Raw genomic sequence first — 17,409 nt, forward strand, 5'->3', positions numbered from 1 at the left:
TTGTGGTTCCTTAGCCTTGATTAGCGTCATCAGCAACACGTGCTGTGAGTGGCTGAGTATCAAAGAGTAGCTGTGCTTGATGTAGTGCTTCAATTTGGCTGCTATCGGCCATTTCTGTCAATTTTGGCGTGATAGTGACGTTGGGACGCACTTTTTGCAGGCTATTCACCACAATGATGTCTTCTGGCTGTAAACCCGCGGTCACAATACGTAAGCCATGAATTTTTTCACCTAAAGTGATACCACGATATTCAAGGGTGTTTTGCGCGTTGACCACTAGCACAAACTTGTTATTTAAATCAGTAAAAATCGCTTTGTCGTCGATTAAAATACCTTGATATGACGCACTGCCAGCAATACTGATACGGGCAAATAGGCCGGGCAGTAAACGATTGTCTGGATTGGCAAATGAGGCGCGTACACGAATGGTACCGGTTTGCTGATTAACAGCGTTATCTACGAAGTCGATAACGCCTTGATAAGTAAATTCGGTTTGATTGGCTAATGCCATTAGTACAGTATTGTTACCAGAGCGCGGATCTTGACGCTGGTTTTGAGCCGATAGCGAAGAGTATTTAAGGTAGGTTTGCTCGTCGATATCAAAATAGGCATACATGTTTGAGGTCGATACTAAACTTGTTAACTGAGTTTGCCCCGCAGTAACATAGTTACCCGCAGTTTCATTGGCGTAAGATACCCGGCCAGCAATGGGTGCTGTGACTTGGGTGTATTCCACATTGAGTGTAGCGCGTGTTAGTGCCGCTTTTACCGATGCCACCGCAGCCGCAGTTTGGTGTAAGTTACTGCGACGAGTATCAATTAATTCTTCAGATACGGCTTGCTGGTTAAACAATTTGTTAGCGCGTTCAAAATCATTTTTAGCCAGTTCATTGGCGGATATAGCACTGGTCAACTCAGCTTGTAAACGTTCAACTTCGGCAGCAAATACTCTCGAGTCGATAGTAAATAACACATCGCCTTTATTAACCAGCGTCCCTTCTTTAAAGTTCACCGACTCTATGTATCCTGATACGCGAGGCACTAGGGTAACTTCTTCAGGAGCTTGTAAGTGTCCGGTAAACTGATCCCACTCGGTAATACGTTCATGGATCACATTGGCAACATTCACTTCGATGGCTGCTGGTGGCATAGCTTGTTGTGGAGGCGATTCATTACCACATGCGGTTAATAGCAATGCGGTTAGGCTCACTATCAGTGTGGATAGAATTGATGTAAATCTGTTCATGTAATTGTCCTTTCAACAATGGCTTTGATGTCATCTAGTGCGTTGCTTTTGTTGTCTAATAGTTAAATTTGTACCAAAAGGTAAAAAATGTTCTGTACCGAACGGTAATATATAGATTAAAATAGACCTGTCAATTAAATGTGTACCGATAAGTATTAAATTATTTTATAAGATATGTTATTTACGATGAGGCAATCTGTTACCGGGCAAGTTAGCCTTAGTGACTTGGGTCAACCTTGATACATTAAGGTCTTTATTTGATATTGGTAGCGTGTAACATACTCAATAATCCCCACAGGTAAGTGATTCAGACTTTGAGTCAAAGTATGGCGTTGTGGTAAAGTGTGCTGATTATTTTTCAGTGTTTGGTTAACTTATTAATCATCAACAATTAATCAATTTAAAGAGGTGATGTTTTGACAGAAATAAAGACAGCTTGTGTCGGACGTCCTCGTGGATTTGATATTGATTTTGCTTTAGCACAAGCATTGGACGTATTTTGGCGTAATGGTTATGAAGGGGCGTCTTTAAGCGAGCTGACCGCTGCGATGGGAATTAAAAAACCGAGCCTTTACGCCGCATTTGGTAATAAAGAACAATTGTTTTTAAAGGCAATTGATTTATATGAAAGTCGACCTGAATCATTCTTTAATCAGGCATTTCAATGTGATCATATTGGTGATGTTATTAAGGGATTATTACTCGGCGCGGCTATGCAGTTTACCGATACTAATCACCCGCAAGGTTGCGCCTTGGCCAACAGCACCTTATCGTGCAGCGAAGCGAGCGAATCAATTAAACAGGCCATAGTTGAACGAAAGGCACAACATAATCAAAATTTAGTCGCAAGATTTGAAACCGCTAAAAAGCAGGGTGAGTTGAAGGAGGAATGCTGTCCTGAAGACCTAGCTAGGTTAATGGCAATTTTGTTTCAGGGGATGTCGGTACAGGCGTCAGAAGGAACAAACGTTGAAGCGTTAATCAAAGTGGCCCAAATGGCGGTTGATTGCGTGTTATCCCAGTATGTTAATAAGTAGCTAGTTGGACGACGTTTTTTATCAGTGCTAATCAGTTTAAACGTGCCATCAGAATGATGCTGTCTTGTTAACCTTTATCGTTAATCACCTCTTCACACTCCCGCTCTTCGCGCAGTTATATCGGCTGTTAATAGCGTGTATAACTGACAATGCTGTTTAAACAACTCAAATAGTCATTCAGTGATCAAGATATCAGTTTAAGATTTTGTGAACATAGGTTTTTTTGTTAAATTAACAGCCTATTTATCAATATTACTTTTTACCCACACTAGGGAATAAATAACATGAGTAAAGCAAAAATCGGCATTGTTACAGTGAGCGATCGTGCCAGCGCAGGCATTTATGAGGATTTATCTGGTAAAGCCATTATTGACGTACTTAATGAATATTTAACCTCGCAGTGGGAACCTGTTTATCAAGTGATACCCGATGAGCGAGATGTTATTGAAGCAACTTTAATTGATATGGCAGATAAACAAGGTTGCAGTTTAATCGTGACTACTGGTGGTACAGGCCCTGCAAAACGCGATGTAACCCCAGAAGCTACTGAAGCGGTATGCGATAGAATGATGCCTGGCTTTGGTGAGTTAATGCGTGCAGAGTCATTAAAATTTGTGCCTACCGCGATTCTTTCCCGTCAAACCGCAGGTCTTCGAGGTGATTCATTAATCGTTAATTTACCCGGTAAGCCTAAATCAATTCGTGAATGCTTAGATGCAGTATTTCCCGCTATTCCATATTGTATCGATTTAATGGAAGGGCCATTTTTAGAATGCAATGAAGATGTGATTAAACCATTTAGGCCTAAGGCAAAATAGGTTTTAATTGTTACCCTGTTTAAGCCCAACATTGTTTGGGCTTTTTTATGTTTTAAAAATATGAAATCTATCGATAATTTGTAGATAGATAAATTATCGTTATGAAAAATCACGACTACACTCAATAGTAATATTTGAATTTGAGTGAATATGCATGACGTTAAAACGCTTTTCATTGCTGCTGTTATCATCACTGTTGATAAGTGTTGCGTGTTTAGTTATGACTATTTATTACTTTTTTTACCTTCCAGGCATTAATGCTGAAGTTGTTGACCAGCAACAACAAGAATATGTTTTGCTTAAAGCTGCCTTTTCCGCATCGGCTAAAAATTTAACCACCCTAACCTATGACTACGCGGTTTGGGATAGTTTGGTGGAGTTTGTTTATGCGCCATCGGACGAATTCATAGCCAGTAATTTATTATCAAATGCATTTGAAGTGGCTAATGTCGCTGCGGTGTTTATCCATACTGTTGATAAGCAGTTGGTTTGGCAATACCTAGATGAATCGATCCGTGATGGCTCCTCAGCGTTAAGAGAATTTGTTGAGGGAAAAACAGCAACCGAAGCAAAAACTTTATTACCATCTGCGGCTGATATCTCTGCACAACAAGCTTCAACTCGTCATGGATATTATGTGATAGCAGAACAGTTATTTTATATCACTAACACGACTATTTTACCTTCAGAAGGCTATGGCGTTATCGCGGGTAGTATCACTATGGCCAGGTTAGTGGATAAGGAGATGATAGACGAAATTGCCGGCTATTCTATGGTGCGTTTTTCTATGGATAAAAAGATTAATACGCCTGCTGATGCACAACCCATGAATGATTTTTTTAGCTTTGATCAGTTACAGGTAGTAAATGCTTCACACAGTTGGCTGATCCGTAATACCTTTGATGATCAGACTATGGTTATTACAGTGCATCATCGAAAAGGATCAAGCCCTAAGTTAGATGCTGTTTCAATTATTTTGTTATTGTTAATTGCTACCCTGATAGTGTCATTGTCGATGATGATGTTATCGCGATTTTTAATTTTACCTCTGATCCATTTCAACAGCAGTATTAATGCCTCTTCAAATGATAATCTAATGGCTAAGGTTCCTAATCAGCACTTTATTGATGAAATAGACAATGTGTCTAATTCATTTAATAAGCTGTTAATTCGGTTTTATGAACAACAAAACTATTTAGAAACATTAACGGTTCAGGATGCGTTAACCGAAATCACTAATCGTCGTGGATTAGAGGCTTTTGCGGACAATGTGATGGCAGAATGGCATCAACAAGCGACGGGCTTTAGTGTGATGATGTTAGATATTGATCATTTCAAACTTTATAACGACCAGCATGATCATCTTGCTGGCGATAAGGCTTTAGTGGATGTTGCTTGTTGTTTAATGGAGACCATGGCGTCCCATGATGCGCTTGTTGCCCGGTATGGCGGTGAAGAGTTTTGTGTCATTGTGAAAGATGATAATACCCAAGCCGTAGCCTTTATCGCTGAGACGTTACGAAGTGCGGTGGAAAACTTACACATTAAGCACGATGTTGATGGTACTTTGTGGCTGACAATCAGTATTGGGGTACAGGTGGTGCCTAAGTCGCTTGAAAATGCTCTGCAGTACCAATTTCATGATTTATTAAAATTGGCAGATAAGCAGCTCTATCTAGCTAAAAATACTGGTCGAAATAAAGTGATGCTGAATGTACTGTCTTAAACTTAGTTTTTGCTGGCATGCTTTTGCGGGGACTTTTTCTTAAGCTCCGGTTATAACATTGCTTCTATCTTTATGACAGTTCGACGCTCATTGCGGCCATACTCTGTATTGGACTGCTCAAAATGGTCTGTTTGGCTATTCATAGGCTTCACTGAATTTGGTTTTTACTGCTTCAAATAACCTAGGCTGGGTTGACTTAAGTTGAATAACAAAATCATCGTTAATCTGTCTAATTTTGTTCGTGGTAGAGACCTGACAATGCAGTGCATCCAGTGTAATAAGCGCCATAGCGTCAATAATATTGCGGGCAATTTCAGCTCTTTTTCCCTTTAGAATTTGAACTACCCTGATAAAGCGCAATGCCGTTGCAAATATCAAATGTGCTGACGACATGAAGCGTATTCTTGGCATCTTCATGCCCCGCGCAGGTTTTTGCCATCCAGCGCTATAACTGTTTTCCCTTCTGCTTGTCGTTTCTCATTGGCCCAACCACACACTCCTTGTAGAAGGAGTTCACAGTCCAATGCTCTGATAATATTAGATATACAATGCCTGCGAGGGATGCCATTTTTGAATTTCTGGTACAGACGCAGCCAATCGAGTTGTTCCTCTCCGAACTCATGAATAGACTTCCAGCCTTTGCCGCCGCTAAGGATGGCACTGAGAGTTAGGAATACCACATCGACAATATTATGTTTTAGATTGATATCTTTACGAGGGCTGGTGATCTTTTCTAGTTGTTTTAAAAGAGTCATGGCTATTAGTGGGTTATTGGTTAGTATTGCTCAGATCATGACTAGCCGTAAAGTGGGCCCCCGACCTAGCTACCTACTGAATCTTACCTTACCATAGTCAAAATATAGTTTATCTATCTCATACATCAATCCTTTACTTATCCTGTTTATTATCTAGTGTCATTCCCAAGTTTAATAAAAAAAATTGATTTATTACCGTTAATCATTTTTTTTGACCGCTTTTCATAAGAGTAAAAATAATTACGTGATACCTCCTATTATTTATTTCAAGCAGACGCTTAACAAGATAATAAATTAAAGATGACTGATGAATTTATTATTTAAATCATTATCTATAAAAAGGAAGCCATGACATGAAAATCGAAAACACGACAGAACTTAAATCACAATTTGGTGTAGCAGGTACTTCACAACTACAAGTAGTTGGTGGTCCAATTTGTATCGGCGTAATGGTTGTATTAATACAAGCTTAATGTTAAATGTTTTTTACTAATACTTTGTAAGGATATTAATAATGAAAATCGAAAACACGACAGAACTTAAATCACAATTTGGTGTAGCAGGTACTTCACAACTACAAGTAGTTGGTGGCCCAATCTGTATCGGCGTAATGGTTGTATTAATCGCTCACTAATTACTGACTTAACTAACTCATAAATAACAAGGATATTAATAATGAAAATCGAAAACACAACAGAACTTAAATCACAATTTGGCGTAGCAGGTACTTCACAATTACAAGTGGTTGGCGGTCCAATTTGTATCGGCGTAATGGTTGTATTAATCGCTCACTAATTACTGACTTAACTAACTCATAAATAACAAGGATATTAATAATGAAAATCGAAAACACAACAGAACTTAAATCACAATTTGGTGTTGCAGGTACTTCACAACTACAAGTGGTTGGCGGTCCAATCTGTATCGGCGTAATGGTTGTATTAATCGCTCACTAATTACTGACTTAACTAACTCATAAATAACAAGGATATTAATAATGAAAATCGAAAATACGACAGAACTTAAATCACAATTTGGCGTAGCAGGAACTTCACAATTACAAGTGGTTGGTGGCCCAATTTGTATAGGCGTAATGGTGGTATTAATACAGGCATAGTCTGGAATGGGTCGCTGGCTTACTATTGTCGCTGTCAGTAAGTTAGCTTACCCCTCAATATAAAAACAAGGAAGAACATCATGGAATTTAATCACAAAGTAGAAAGCTTTTTAAGTAATCCTGCTTCTTGGGTAGATACGTTAACGGCGATGGAGAAAAGTAGAGGAAACAATTTAAATTTTACGCTTGTTAATAAGTTAAAGTCATTGTTTGCTCAATCGCCATCGGTTCAAATTGAAGCGATATCCGATGTGATTAAGAATGAACATGATGCGGTACTTGATATTATTCTCAAAGAAAGCACAGAAAACCTATCTACTAATGATTTTTATGTCTATCCAATTGCTGGTCATTCAACTGCTTTTGCTCAGAGAATAATATTAGACAGTAATGATGATTTTGATTTAAGTATTGATTTTATTGATCAAAAACTACTTTCAAACTACAAGTCAACAAGTAAGCGTAACTTAAAAGATCGTGGTATTTCATTTTATGGCAGAGAAACACTCACATTCTTTATTAAGTCAGGTAATATGCGTCTTTCCAATTGGGAGCATGATTTACAGCGGACTAATCTTAATCTTGCGCAATGTGAGCATACTGGTGATATTCGAGTTTCCGATGGTGAGTGCATTTATAAAAAAGCCAATGAAACTTACATGTTTGAAGAGTCTGAAGGTAATGCTGTGCTTATCTCATTAGAGTTGAAACGAAATAAGTCACCTATTAGTTTAATGTTCTCTGCCTATGATTATCAGCTTAAGTTCCAAAACCCATCAGATGAGGTCGACTCTAGGGTGCAGTTGCATATTTCATTGCTCAAAACGATGGATTATCAAATAGCTATTCCAACTATTAAAAAGTTTTTGAATCACCCACAGCACTATATGCGCTGGTATGCAATGCAACAATTATTGGGGATGGATGCCCTACAAGTAATTGATGAGTTAGAGAGTATGGCTAAGTCAGATCCTCACCATGAAGTTCAACAAGCGGCCTCTCAAACCTGGGACATTGTACAAAGCCAGTTACTTCAACGTGCTAGTTAATCATTAAATGCTTTAATAGCAACGATAAGCAGCGGCCATTCCAGGTTGCTGCTTTTAGTTTTACCCACATAATCTACCACTCACCAGCTAATAACTAATCTCTACCTTTACCTTGAGTCGTTTATCTTAAGTTGATGTGGACTTGTCATATTACTTCTGCCGAAAATCCTTTTGTTTGACCGTTAATCACACTTTAGCGCTGTTATTTCTCTCCGTTGCTATTATCAATCCATACCAATTACGGCACTAAAAAGTGATTGAATATACAATTTATTATAGGGAATATAACCATGCCATTAAAATTAGATCTAAATCATATTGATGAGTCTATTTCACTTGATGAATGTTATGAGCAGCTTATAGAAAGTAAGTTTGACTCTTCAGATGATGAGAGCTTTCAAACTGTTGCTCCTATTTTAAAGAAGTTAAATAACAATAAAACATTCTTACCAGAAATCTTAATGACAGAATTAGAAAAACACTGTGATATTCAAAAGAAAACAAATAAATATACCCCTCAAGTGATCATGCTTAAACCTGCTCAAAAAGGGATTAACTTTTTTATGAGAGCGAATATTTGGTTAGCCAAAAAAGATCCTTTATTACAAACATCTGGTGAGAAATCATTTTTCTATAATGTGCCTCATGATCACAACTTTAGCTTTCTAACTTCGGGTTATACAGGCCCTGGATATGGAAGTGACTATTATGAATATGATTATTACGATGTTGTTGGATACCCAGGTGAGAAAGTTGATTTGAGATTCATTGAGCGTAAGAACTTAACTGAGGGCGAGGTGATGCTATATCGTGCTTATAAAGATGTGCATAACCAATTACCAGCAGAGGAGTTGTCGGTATCACTCAATATTATGCCTTCAACCATGTTTGCACATTTACGCCCACAATATGTATTCGATGAAAACTGTTCAAAAATAGTAAGTTCAACAGTTACATCAAATTCATCTATGGAACCCATACTCCACCTTATCGCTGAAATGGGGAGTGACGATAGTCGTGAGTTTATCGAGCGTTTTGCTAATACTAGCTGTATTGAAGAAGACCGTTTTAAAGCGATTAAAGCATTAGTGTCAGCGGAAAAAGAAGTAAATAAAAAGTCAAAAATAATTGAAGAGTTGGGAATTAAGTCCAATTCAAAATTAGTGTCACAATTAAGTCGTAATTATTTATCAACCCTAGCATTAGCTTAATATTTAATTTAAAAGAGGAAATTATTATGTTTTTATCAAATTTAGGATTAAGTACTGGTCAAATTGTACTTTTAGTTCCCTTGTTTTTTGGTGTCTATTTTTTACCTTCAATTGTAGCGATCTTACTTAATCGAGAGCATAAAGGAAAAATAATGGCGGCTAACGTTCCTGCAGGTATTTCGTGGATTGTATGGTTTGGTATTTTAGTCTGGGCAATTTCTGGTCGAGAAAAGGTTAAATTTTAATGAAAAAAGCACTCGATAGCTGCTGGTGATATTGTTTATCACTTGCAGCTTTCTTGCTTTATCCCTTCTCCAACTTCCTGCAATTTGTATCGCTCCCTCGATACCCATTACCGAAAATCACTTAGTTTGACCGTTTGTCATTTTCCCCAGTCAGTTTTTTCCTTATTTGATATTTTATTTATAAGTAAATCCAATCATGAGGGAGTCATTATGGCTACTGTAGTTAATACGGTACTGGATGCGTTTGTTGCACCAAGTTCGTTGTTTGAAAAGTTTGATAATAATCAGAAACAAAGCGGAATCTTGTTACTTACGCTGATGTTATTAATATTTGTGAGTCATTACTGGTTTTTTGGTGGCATGACTGATGAGTATTTGCTTAATCAGCAATTAGCGAAAGTTAATGATTTGAGCGTTCAGGAATTAGCAGTCGTTAGAGAAAGTATGAGTATGACTTTGCAATATACCTGGATATTCGTGGCTGGGATGACCGCAATAGGGCATTTATTTGTGGTGATTGGTTTAAGCCTTTTTTTTGCGATGGTCTCTAAATTATCAAACACACAAATGAAAAGTTTTAGTGTGAAAAATTGGTTTTATTTTGCGTCATGGTGCCAGTTACCTTGGATAGTAAACTACGTAGGTTTCATGATGTTGTTTGCAAGCTCTACGACTGGGAATTTACCTTTGGATCTAATCGATTACGCCTCCGTAGCGCAGTTGTTTACCCATAATGAGGGGGGCGTTTACGTTGCACTGTATTCGTCAATGAATTTATTCTCTATTTGGTCAATTACGATATGTTCACTGGGGTTATCTCGTTATTTTTCTATGCGTTTATCTAGCACTATCGCCATTTCTTCAGCACCTTATCTTATTTTTTATGGTGTGTGGTTTGCAGTGCTTTAACTAGTAAAAAAGGAGTTTTACATGAAAAAGGGCATCGTCTTACTGTGCATTCTAATTGGCTTTTCTAGCTTACTAATATTGAGCAAAAACAAGTCTCGTGATGTTGGTGTGCAAGTTGATACTCAGAGTGTGAGTAAGAGCAGCATCAATGACACTATTTTAGCTTCTGGCAATTTACAGTTTTCCCGTGAGATTCAGATCCGCTCAGAATTGACTGGTATTGTTCAGCATGTGCATGTCAAAGAGGGGCAGCTGGTTAAAAAAGGTGAAATACTCATTGAGATCGATCCTAAGAGCTTTTTAGCAGATGTACGCAAAGCTAAGGCTGCTGTTGAAATTCAATTGATTGAGATTGAGCGACTTAAAGAAATTGAGTCAGAAACAGCGCGCCGCGCCAAACAGCATATTGGCTTAGTGGCAAAAGGATTGATGGATAAAGATACTTCGGCACAACTACAAAGCCAGTTAAGGATTGCCCAAATCGACGTGTTGGCTGCTCAACAGGGGCTTGAACAATACAGAGCAACTATGGTGCAAAGTCAAAATCGTTTGGATAAGACTCGATTTGTGGCTGCAATAGACGGGCTGATTTCAACCGTAGATATTAAAGTGGGTGAGACTGTTATAGCTGGCACGACAAATATAGTTGGTAGCCCGTTGATGACACTAGCTGATACAAAGTCTTATGTTGCTCAAATTAGAGTCGATGAGGCTGATGTTGCAAATATAGCAATAGGGCAAGACGTGGAAGTGTTCTTGGCTGCGACACCTCGCCAAGCTGTGTTAGGTAAGATTGATTCTATTAGCACTTCAGCCAAAAATGATGGCATAAACAAAGGCCTTTACTACAAAGTCGAAGTGACACTAGACGCGGAGCAAATGGTTTATCCAGGAATGAGCTGTCGGGCAGAGATTTTACTGGCCCGCTCAGACCGTGAGTTGACGGTACCGGTAGCGGCTATTAATCGCGATGAGGAAGGTTATTTTGTTTGGATTGTGGAAGCGAATAAAGCGACTAAAAAGTCGGTTAAGCTAGGAATGTCTACTGATACGGAGCAAGTTATATTGTCGGGTGTAGTGCAAAATGACTTGGTCATAACTGGGCCGAGTCGTTTAGTGAGCAGCCTGGAAGAAGGCCGAGAAGTGCAACATAAGGAAAGTTATCATGCTGCAATCTAACTCAGTTATACAATTAAATGGCATCACCAAGAACTATCCGTTGGCGGGTGAAGTCTATCAAGCTTTACATCCTTGTAGCGTATCTATTGAGCAGAACGATTTTGTTGCAATAACGGGCCCTTCAGGGTCGGGTAAGTCGACGTTGATGAATATTTTAGGCTGCTTATCAACACCCAGCGAGGGATGCTACATGCTCAATGGCGAAGATGTAGCTGGTTACAGTGAGTCAGAGCTCGCATATGTCAGAAACCATTCAATAGGTTTTATCTTTCAAAGCTTTAACTTACTGCCACGTCAAAGCATTCTACAAAATGTTATGCACCCATTAAAATACCGTATTATGCCGTCTCGCTCTCGACAACAGCTTGCGCTTAATGCGTTGGAGAAAGTAGGTCTGGCAGGCAAGCGTGACGTGTTACCTAATCAATTATCTGGTGGACAACGTCAACGCGTAGCGATTGCTCGCGCTTTAGTAACTGATCCCAAAATATTACTGGGTGATGAGCCAACGGGGAACTTAGACAGTAAAACAACTCGCGAAATAATGGCGCTATTTGATGAACTACATCAACAAGGGCAAACCATAGTCTTAGTGACTCATGAGCAAGACATTGCGAACCATTGTCAACGTGAAATTCGATTAGTGGATGGTCAGATCGTATCAGATATTTCTACCCCATCAATTAGACTGGAGGCAGCATGTTGAGCAACTTATTTCACCATCTCTATGAAGGTACAATAGCAGCAATTCAGTCTATTTGGGCTAATGGTTTTAGAAGTGCACTGACGACCTTAGGCATTATTATTGGAGTGGGATCGATTATTACAGTGGTATCGATTACTGAAGGTTTGAGCCAAGGGGTAGGTAATCAGCTAAAAGATCTTGGTAGTGACATGGTTACCATAAAAGCACAAACCAATACTGAGCTTGAAATGTTGGGGATTGCGAATCAACTTAGCTATGACGACTATTTGTCTATCAAGAGTAAAGCGCTGGGAATTAAACATATTGCCGCTAAAATGCGCGCATTTAGCTTTGGGTCGGAAGTGAGATATGGCCAACAAAGCTTGCATACTCAAGTTATCGGAACCGAGAGTGATTATCAAAAAGTGGTTAACGTTTTTCCCGAAATCGGCCGATTTCTTTCCCATGACGATGATGCTAAAAGACGCCGCGTGGTTTTTTTAGGTAGCTCAGTACTAAAAAAATTAAAACTGCCAGCTCAACCTGTTGGTGAGTTTATTTTACTCGGGAGCGAATGGTTTAAAGTGATTGGATTGGCCGAAACTCGGGGGAGTTTATTTGGGTTTGATCAAGATAACTATGTTATTGCACCACTAAGTACTATTCGCTCGTTAAATGGGACAGATAGTACCAATAATATTGATATTGTATTTAGTCCAGAAGCGGGGGCGGATCTCGCATCAATTAAATACTCTGTTAGCCAAATTTTAAGGAATAAAAATAAGATAGATGCAAGCGAAGCTGACTTTTTTGAATTTGAAACCGCAGAGAAAACACGTCAACAATTCAGTGATATTACTAATTCAATTACTTTTGTCGCCGCGGGGGTTGTTGGCATCAGCTTAATTGTAGGGGGAATTGGTATTATGAATATTATGTTGGTGTCAGTAACAGAAAGAACAAAAGAAATTGGCATTGCTAAGTCTTTGGGCGCCACTTCTTATATTATTTTGACTCAATTTTTGATTGAAGCCAGTGTGTTGTCTTTATTTGGTGGTATAGCTGGAATCGTGCTAGGTTATTTGCTTGCGGGTGTTATTTTCATGTTTATGCCAGTGGTTGGCTCTCTTACTATTCCTTTATGGGCAATTTGGTTAGCTCTTGGATTTAGTGGAATTATTGGTATAGTATTTGGTATTGCTCCAGCGATAAAAGCATCTAAATTGGACCCCATAGATGCATTACGATATGAATAGAAGGATCTCAATTGTTAAAGCAGTTTTATCAACATAGCCGTAACACCAGTAAAAGTTACCGTGCAGCCATGATGATCATGTTTGGATTGCATTTTGTGTTAACTTGGTCAGTGATGTTATCGCTTGTGGAAATGCCACAGCATCATTATAGCGACATTATTTTACGCTCTTTCCTAGAAGCCAGCCTGTTAATTTTTATTTGCCATTGTTTATTACGTCCCTACCTGCGAATGAACATGTTAGGCGCCAGTATGGATATTTGGACAACGTTTGTTGGTCTAGCCTATATTTTGTTTGTCTCATTTATTTATTTTATATTGTCGTATGGATTGGGGAAATTAAGCTTTTTACAAAGTACTGATATCAACCAAATTCAAGTGATGACACAGGACGGTAAGTTTGGCGGTGAAGTCACGACCTTAACCATATTTGTTATTGGCATATTAGAGTCATTTGCGACGTTATTTTTATGGTGTGTTGCTTATCTTGTTTGGCAATTTCACAAAAATAAAAAAGAACTCCAACTTGAAGTCAATGAAAGTCAAATCCAGCAACTTACCAATCAACTTAGTCCCCATTTTTTATTTAATACACTCAACAGTATTCGAGCACTTATTTTTGCGGATCAAGAAAAAGCTGCTGAAGTGGTGACATTGTTATCTGATCTGCTGCGTAATCAAATGCAATCGCAAATGAAAACTAAGTCGACGCTAGCACAGGATTGGTTAATTACTGATAAGTATTTAGCCATTGAGAAAGTGCGCTTTGACAAAAAGTTACAGCTAACGGTGCAATTGGCTGAAGCTACACTAAGCCAGAATATCCCAACGTTAACTCTGTTAACGTTGGCAGAAAATGCCATTAAACACGGTATATCAACAAGCCGTAAGCCAGGTTTTATTCATGTTGAATCGGCAGTCTTGAATGATGACTATTGGCGTTTAACTATTACCAATAGCGTATACGCGCAAAAAGTCCAGCCAAGTACAAAGGTGGGAATACATAACGTCAAGAAGCGACTTGAGCTGATGTTTACTAGCAAATATCAGTTTTTCAATGGACTGGATCAAGACCAATTTGTGGTTTCAATGGAGTTACCTTATGTTAAAAGTGCTAATCGTTGATGATGAATATTTAGCTCGTTTAGAGCTAACAAGGTTACTGGGGAAATTTGCTGATGTTGAAATCGTTGCTGAAGCAGAAGATGGACTACAAGCGCTTGAGATCTTGTCTGATATCAATGTAGATATTGTGTTTGTTGATATTCAAATGCCTGAAATGGATGGGCTTGAGTTTGCTAAGAAAGCACAAGAACAGCAAAGTCATATCGTTTTTTGTACTGCGTTTAGCGAGCATGCTGTAGACGCATTTGCATTGAATGCCTTTGATTATATTGTGAAGCCTATTATGCAAGATAGGCTAGAAGCTGTTATCAACAAAGCGCGTTTAGTCAAAGAAAGCCGCAGTGATGATGAGCTTACCCACAACCAATACTTACCTGATAACCACGGCTTGCTACTCAAATTTGGGGGCGATTATAAAATTGTGCGTATACAGGACATTACTCGTTTTGAATCAATAGGTAATCATGTGGCTGTTTATTCAGAGGCAGGGAAATCTTACTTACATATTTCGTTATCAAAAGTAGAGAAGCGGTTAGATGCCAACTTATTTTTCAAAGCCAGTCGCAGCGATATTTTACGTATCGATAAAATGAGTAAAATTGAGGAAGGAATAACGGCCGGTAGCTTGCTTGTACACATGAATAATGGTCAAGAAGTGGATGTTAGTCGACGCCAGGTACAGCAATTGCGTAAGATTTTTAGTATTGAGGCTACATTTTAGATGCTGTATTAGGATCAAAATGTAACCTCATAATGATTCAACGGATGGCATTGCAGTTAATGATAACCTTCACGTTAGTTTTAAGGTTCCAGGTGTTGAAAAGTTATGTGGGTGCTTGTTTATGCAATGTAGACATATTTCACACGTTATAACTTTTTAAACTGCTGCTTTAGCTCAAAATCACTGTCGGTGACTAACCTTTCTAGCACTTGTACTCGTTCAATCAGTGCTTGGTTTTGTGACTTAAGCTCGGCCATGCTCCCTGTGTCTGAGTTTTGCTTGTGCTTCATATAGTACTTAAACATTTCTGATGCAGTAGTGCCAATGACGATAATCAACACTAGGGCCATTATTGCGAAATCATTTTCCATTTTAAATTCCTCATTTTCTAGTATTTAATGACCCAATCCTTACCGATAAGCGCTAAGGATTGGGCGAATGACAAAGGTTATAGGCCAAATACGACCTTTTCACTTTTAAGCATTTTTTCCATCCCAAGCATTAGGCCGATTGAGATTGCTAATGTGGCAATAGAGGACGCTGCTAACTGCAACATAGGGATATCTTTGCCTTTGATAAAGTCCATGAGTGCTTGCTGCTGGCCAGACACAGGCAACCACTGCAATGCATCTGGGGCGACGTTATAGCTGGCTGCCATAGATAGGGCCAGTGGCACAAACAACACCATGGTTAAATATGACTGAGCTTCTTTGAAGCTTTTAGCCATAAATGACACAAACAATTGTAAGGTCGAAGCCATCAAGGCGACAGGAATACCAATGACGAACATCAGTCCCATAAAGTCGGTGGAGATATTGATGCTAAAGCCCAGCTCTTGCCATGGCACAAAGGTGTAGGCCACTTTGGATATAAGCAAAATAAGCACTAAGCCGAGTAAGGCGAAAGTGGTTACCGCAATCACTTTGCCTAACACAAGTTGACGGGTGCTAATGGGGTGACTGAGCATTAATGCCAATGAATTACGTTCGCGCTCGCCGGCACTGGTGTCGATGGCTAAATTCATTCCCGAAATAAATACCGAGTAAATCATGGTGAAAATTGCGATACCTAAAATCATGCCGCCTTTTGAATCAGGAGTGGCTTGATCTTTTACATTCACTTTTAATGGTTGCATCACTTGCGGGTTAATGCCGCGGGCGATTAACCGTATACTGCCCATTTCTGAACTATAGGCTTGTAATTCAAGCTGTAGACGACGGATCGACTTTTGCAGTTTTTCATTAGAGTTGTCTGCTTCTAAAATGACTTCTGCAGGTTTTGCTTTGGCCATGTTGGCGGCATAATCATCACTAATGGTTAATATAATTGCTTTAACATCGGCGTCGGGCTCAGTAGTTAAGTCTGCTTGGTTAATGCCTTTTCTGCCTAAGTAACGGACTAGATCGGGTGCGTTATCTGCTTTATTAATGGTGATGTTTAAATCTTCTGGGCTGGTTAGCTGACCAATTAGCACCATAAACATGGCACACATAAGTAAAGGCGTGCCGATGGCGTAATACAAGCCCGCCATCACAGATCGTTTGTCACGTGCGGCATCAATGAGTTCTTTGCGCACCATTGCGATGAGTTTATTCATTATGCTGCGATCCCTTCGTCAGTTCCGATAAGTTTAATGAAGGCTTCTTCTAATGAAGCCTCACCCGTTTGTTGGCACAGCTCGTCTGGACTGCCTGTGGCGACGACTTGACCATTGGCCATAACGATAACGTGATCGCATAATGCGGCGACTTCTTGCATAACGTGACTTGAAAATAGTACGCAGTGTCCACGTGCTTTAAGGTCGACTAAAATATCGCGTAATAAGCGGGTACTCATTACATCTAGACCACGGGTGGGTTCATCTAAAATAATATTGGTTGGCTGGTGGACTATCGCCTGTGCTAAAGCGGTCTTCATCCGTTGCCCCTGTGAAAACCCTTTACAGCGTCGATCACTAATGTCACTTAAATTGAGCTGGTTGATGACATTCTCGGTCGCGACTTTAGCGTCTTTGCGTGACATGCCACTCAGTTCAGCGAAGTAGGTAATATACTCGCGCGGGGTTAGGCGCTCATACAAGCCAAACGGATCCGGAAATAGGCCTAACTGTTGTTTGGCAGCAATAGGATTATCGGCAATGTTAATGCCGTCTACTTCTGCATAGCCCTCATCAGGCTTTAATAACCCAAATAAAGTGCGTAAACAGGTCGTTTTGCCCGCACCGTTTGGGCCGAGTAAACCGGTTATATGGCCATCTTGGGCGCTAAAGCTCAGTTTGTTCAATGCTTGAACATCACCGATTTTTTTCGATAAATTGGTCACTGAAATCAT

The 17,409-nt window shown here is 39.4% G+C and carries 18 protein-coding genes; 12 read left to right on the top strand and 6 right to left on the bottom strand.

Annotation, left to right across the window (positions count from 1 at the left end; all coding sequences use genetic code 11):
- Positions 1-10: 10 nt before the first annotated feature.
- Complete coding sequence (locus ACRWP9_RS02565; RefSeq protein ID WP_434927724.1) at positions 11-1,246, bottom strand: efflux RND transporter periplasmic adaptor subunit; 1,236 nt, start codon at positions 1,244-1,246, stop codon at positions 11-13.
- Positions 1,247-1,662: 416 nt separating this feature from the next.
- Between ACRWP9_RS02565 and ACRWP9_RS02570 the strand changes: the two genes are divergently transcribed.
- The 3 genes from ACRWP9_RS02570 to ACRWP9_RS02580 all read left to right on the top strand — a co-directional run bounded on the left by ACRWP9_RS02570 (position 1,663) and on the right by ACRWP9_RS02580 (position 4,827).
- Positions 1,663-2,283, top strand: a complete 621-nt coding sequence (locus tag ACRWP9_RS02570) for a TetR/AcrR family transcriptional regulator (RefSeq protein ID WP_434927725.1) — start codon at positions 1,663-1,665, stop codon at positions 2,281-2,283.
- Between the two features lie 284 nt (positions 2,284-2,567).
- Positions 2,568-3,101, top strand: a complete 534-nt coding sequence (mog, locus tag ACRWP9_RS02575; protein WP_434927726.1) for a molybdopterin adenylyltransferase — start codon at positions 2,568-2,570, stop codon at positions 3,099-3,101.
- A 154-nt stretch (positions 3,102-3,255) separates the two neighbouring features.
- A complete protein-coding gene (locus ACRWP9_RS02580) occupies positions 3,256-4,827 on the top strand; it encodes a diguanylate cyclase (protein ID WP_434927727.1) in 1,572 nt (523 codons plus the stop codon).
- Between the two features lie 135 nt (positions 4,828-4,962).
- On the opposite strand, the gene ACRWP9_RS02585 is transcribed toward ACRWP9_RS02580, so the two are convergent.
- Together ACRWP9_RS02585 and ACRWP9_RS02590 are read right to left on the bottom strand one after the other, a co-directional pair.
- Positions 4,963-5,220, bottom strand: a complete 258-nt coding sequence (locus tag ACRWP9_RS02585) for a hypothetical protein (protein ID WP_434927728.1) — start codon at positions 5,218-5,220, stop codon at positions 4,963-4,965.
- 20 nt (positions 5,221-5,240) lie between these two features.
- The gene (locus ACRWP9_RS02590; RefSeq protein WP_434927729.1) at positions 5,241-5,582 is read right to left on the bottom strand and encodes an ISAs1 family transposase; all 342 of its coding nucleotides are present in this window, start codon (positions 5,580-5,582) and stop codon (positions 5,241-5,243) included.
- 1,197 nt (positions 5,583-6,779) lie between these two features.
- Between ACRWP9_RS02590 and ACRWP9_RS02595 the strand changes: the two genes are divergently transcribed.
- The 9 genes from ACRWP9_RS02595 (at position 6,780) to ACRWP9_RS02635 (ending at position 15,078) form a co-directional block, all read left to right on the top strand.
- Positions 6,780-7,748, top strand: a complete 969-nt coding sequence (locus tag ACRWP9_RS02595; protein WP_434927730.1) for a HEAT repeat domain-containing protein — start codon at positions 6,780-6,782, stop codon at positions 7,746-7,748.
- A 290-nt stretch (positions 7,749-8,038) separates the two neighbouring features.
- Entirely contained in the window at positions 8,039-8,959 is a 921-nt protein-coding gene (locus ACRWP9_RS02600; protein ID WP_434927731.1) for a hypothetical protein, read from the top strand.
- A gap of 26 nt (positions 8,960-8,985) precedes the next feature.
- Entirely contained in the window at positions 8,986-9,204 is a 219-nt protein-coding gene (locus ACRWP9_RS02605) for a superinfection immunity protein (protein WP_434927732.1), read from the top strand.
- A gap of 210 nt (positions 9,205-9,414) precedes the next feature.
- Positions 9,415-10,113: a YIP1 family protein gene (locus ACRWP9_RS02610; RefSeq protein WP_434927733.1), complete on the top strand. Its 699-nt coding sequence runs from the start codon at positions 9,415-9,417 to the stop codon at positions 10,111-10,113.
- A gap of 21 nt (positions 10,114-10,134) precedes the next feature.
- Positions 10,135-11,292, top strand: a complete 1,158-nt coding sequence (locus ACRWP9_RS02615) for an efflux RND transporter periplasmic adaptor subunit (protein WP_434927734.1) — start codon at positions 10,135-10,137, stop codon at positions 11,290-11,292.
- Positions 11,279-11,998, top strand: a complete 720-nt coding sequence (locus ACRWP9_RS02620) for an ABC transporter ATP-binding protein (RefSeq protein ID WP_434927735.1) — start codon at positions 11,279-11,281, stop codon at positions 11,996-11,998. The genes ACRWP9_RS02615 and ACRWP9_RS02620 overlap by 14 nt, the downstream gene beginning before the upstream one ends.
- On the top strand, positions 11,992-13,233 hold the full coding sequence (locus tag ACRWP9_RS02625; protein ID WP_434927736.1) for an ABC transporter permease: 1,242 nt from the start codon (positions 11,992-11,994) through the stop codon (positions 13,231-13,233). Before ACRWP9_RS02620 ends, ACRWP9_RS02625 begins: the two co-directional genes overlap by 7 nt.
- An 11-nt stretch (positions 13,234-13,244) precedes the next feature.
- Positions 13,245-14,357 (top strand): sensor histidine kinase, encoded by a 1,113-nt coding sequence (locus tag ACRWP9_RS02630; protein WP_434927737.1) that lies wholly within the window; start codon positions 13,245-13,247, stop codon positions 14,355-14,357.
- On the top strand, positions 14,335-15,078 hold the full coding sequence (locus ACRWP9_RS02635) for a LytR/AlgR family response regulator transcription factor (RefSeq protein WP_434927738.1): 744 nt from the start codon (positions 14,335-14,337) through the stop codon (positions 15,076-15,078). The genes ACRWP9_RS02630 and ACRWP9_RS02635 overlap by 23 nt, the downstream gene beginning before the upstream one ends.
- 146 nt (positions 15,079-15,224) lie before the next feature.
- Here the strand turns inward: ACRWP9_RS02635 and ACRWP9_RS02640 are convergent, their stop codons facing one another.
- The 3 genes from ACRWP9_RS02640 to ACRWP9_RS02650 all read right to left on the bottom strand — a co-directional run bounded on the left by ACRWP9_RS02640 (position 15,225) and on the right by ACRWP9_RS02650 (position 17,409).
- Entirely contained in the window at positions 15,225-15,449 is a 225-nt protein-coding gene (locus ACRWP9_RS02640) for a hypothetical protein (protein WP_226412123.1), read from the bottom strand.
- A 77-nt stretch (positions 15,450-15,526) separates the two neighbouring features.
- On the bottom strand, positions 15,527-16,675 hold the full coding sequence (locus ACRWP9_RS02645) for an ABC transporter permease (RefSeq protein ID WP_434927739.1): 1,149 nt from the start codon (positions 16,673-16,675) through the stop codon (positions 15,527-15,529).
- Positions 16,675-17,409, bottom strand: coding sequence for an ABC transporter ATP-binding protein (locus tag ACRWP9_RS02650; protein ID WP_226412119.1), 735 nt, complete (start codon positions 17,407-17,409; stop codon positions 16,675-16,677). The genes ACRWP9_RS02645 and ACRWP9_RS02650 overlap by 1 nt, the downstream gene beginning before the upstream one ends.

Origin of the sequence: Shewanella sp. HL-SH2 (genome assembly GCF_051164935.1) — a bacterium.
In the GTDB taxonomy this organism is placed as follows: domain Bacteria; phylum Pseudomonadota; class Gammaproteobacteria; order Enterobacterales; family Shewanellaceae; genus Shewanella; species Shewanella glacialimarina.

Coding starts and splice junctions, on each gene's coding strand:
- ACRWP9_RS02615 (WP_434927734.1), top strand. CDS start 10,135: ATGAAAAAGGGCATCGTCTTACTGTGCATTCTAATTGGCTTTTCTAGC.
- ACRWP9_RS02640 (WP_226412123.1), bottom strand. CDS start 15,449: ATGGAAAATGATTTCGCAATAATGGCCCTAGTGTTGATTATCGTCATT.
- ACRWP9_RS02620 (WP_434927735.1), top strand. CDS start 11,279: ATGCTGCAATCTAACTCAGTTATACAATTAAATGGCATCACCAAGAAC.
- mog (WP_434927726.1), top strand. CDS start 2,568: ATGAGTAAAGCAAAAATCGGCATTGTTACAGTGAGCGATCGTGCCAGC.
- ACRWP9_RS02645 (WP_434927739.1), bottom strand. CDS start 16,675: ATGAATAAACTCATCGCAATGGTGCGCAAAGAACTCATTGATGCCGCA.
- ACRWP9_RS02600 (WP_434927731.1), top strand. CDS start 8,039: ATGCCATTAAAATTAGATCTAAATCATATTGATGAGTCTATTTCACTT.
- ACRWP9_RS02565 (WP_434927724.1), bottom strand. CDS start 1,246: ATGAACAGATTTACATCAATTCTATCCACACTGATAGTGAGCCTAACC.
- ACRWP9_RS02605 (WP_434927732.1), top strand. CDS start 8,986: ATGTTTTTATCAAATTTAGGATTAAGTACTGGTCAAATTGTACTTTTA.
- ACRWP9_RS02610 (WP_434927733.1), top strand. CDS start 9,415: ATGGCTACTGTAGTTAATACGGTACTGGATGCGTTTGTTGCACCAAGT.
- ACRWP9_RS02590 (WP_434927729.1), bottom strand. CDS start 5,582: ATGACTCTTTTAAAACAACTAGAAAAGATCACCAGCCCTCGTAAAGAT.
- ACRWP9_RS02585 (WP_434927728.1), bottom strand. CDS start 5,220: ATGTCGTCAGCACATTTGATATTTGCAACGGCATTGCGCTTTATCAGG.
- ACRWP9_RS02580 (WP_434927727.1), top strand. CDS start 3,256: ATGACGTTAAAACGCTTTTCATTGCTGCTGTTATCATCACTGTTGATA.
- ACRWP9_RS02595 (WP_434927730.1), top strand. CDS start 6,780: ATGGAATTTAATCACAAAGTAGAAAGCTTTTTAAGTAATCCTGCTTCT.
- ACRWP9_RS02650 (WP_226412119.1), bottom strand. CDS start 17,409: ATGATTTCAGTGACCAATTTATCGAAAAAAATCGGTGATGTTCAAGCA.
- ACRWP9_RS02635 (WP_434927738.1), top strand. CDS start 14,335: ATGTTAAAAGTGCTAATCGTTGATGATGAATATTTAGCTCGTTTAGAG.
- ACRWP9_RS02625 (WP_434927736.1), top strand. CDS start 11,992: ATGTTGAGCAACTTATTTCACCATCTCTATGAAGGTACAATAGCAGCA.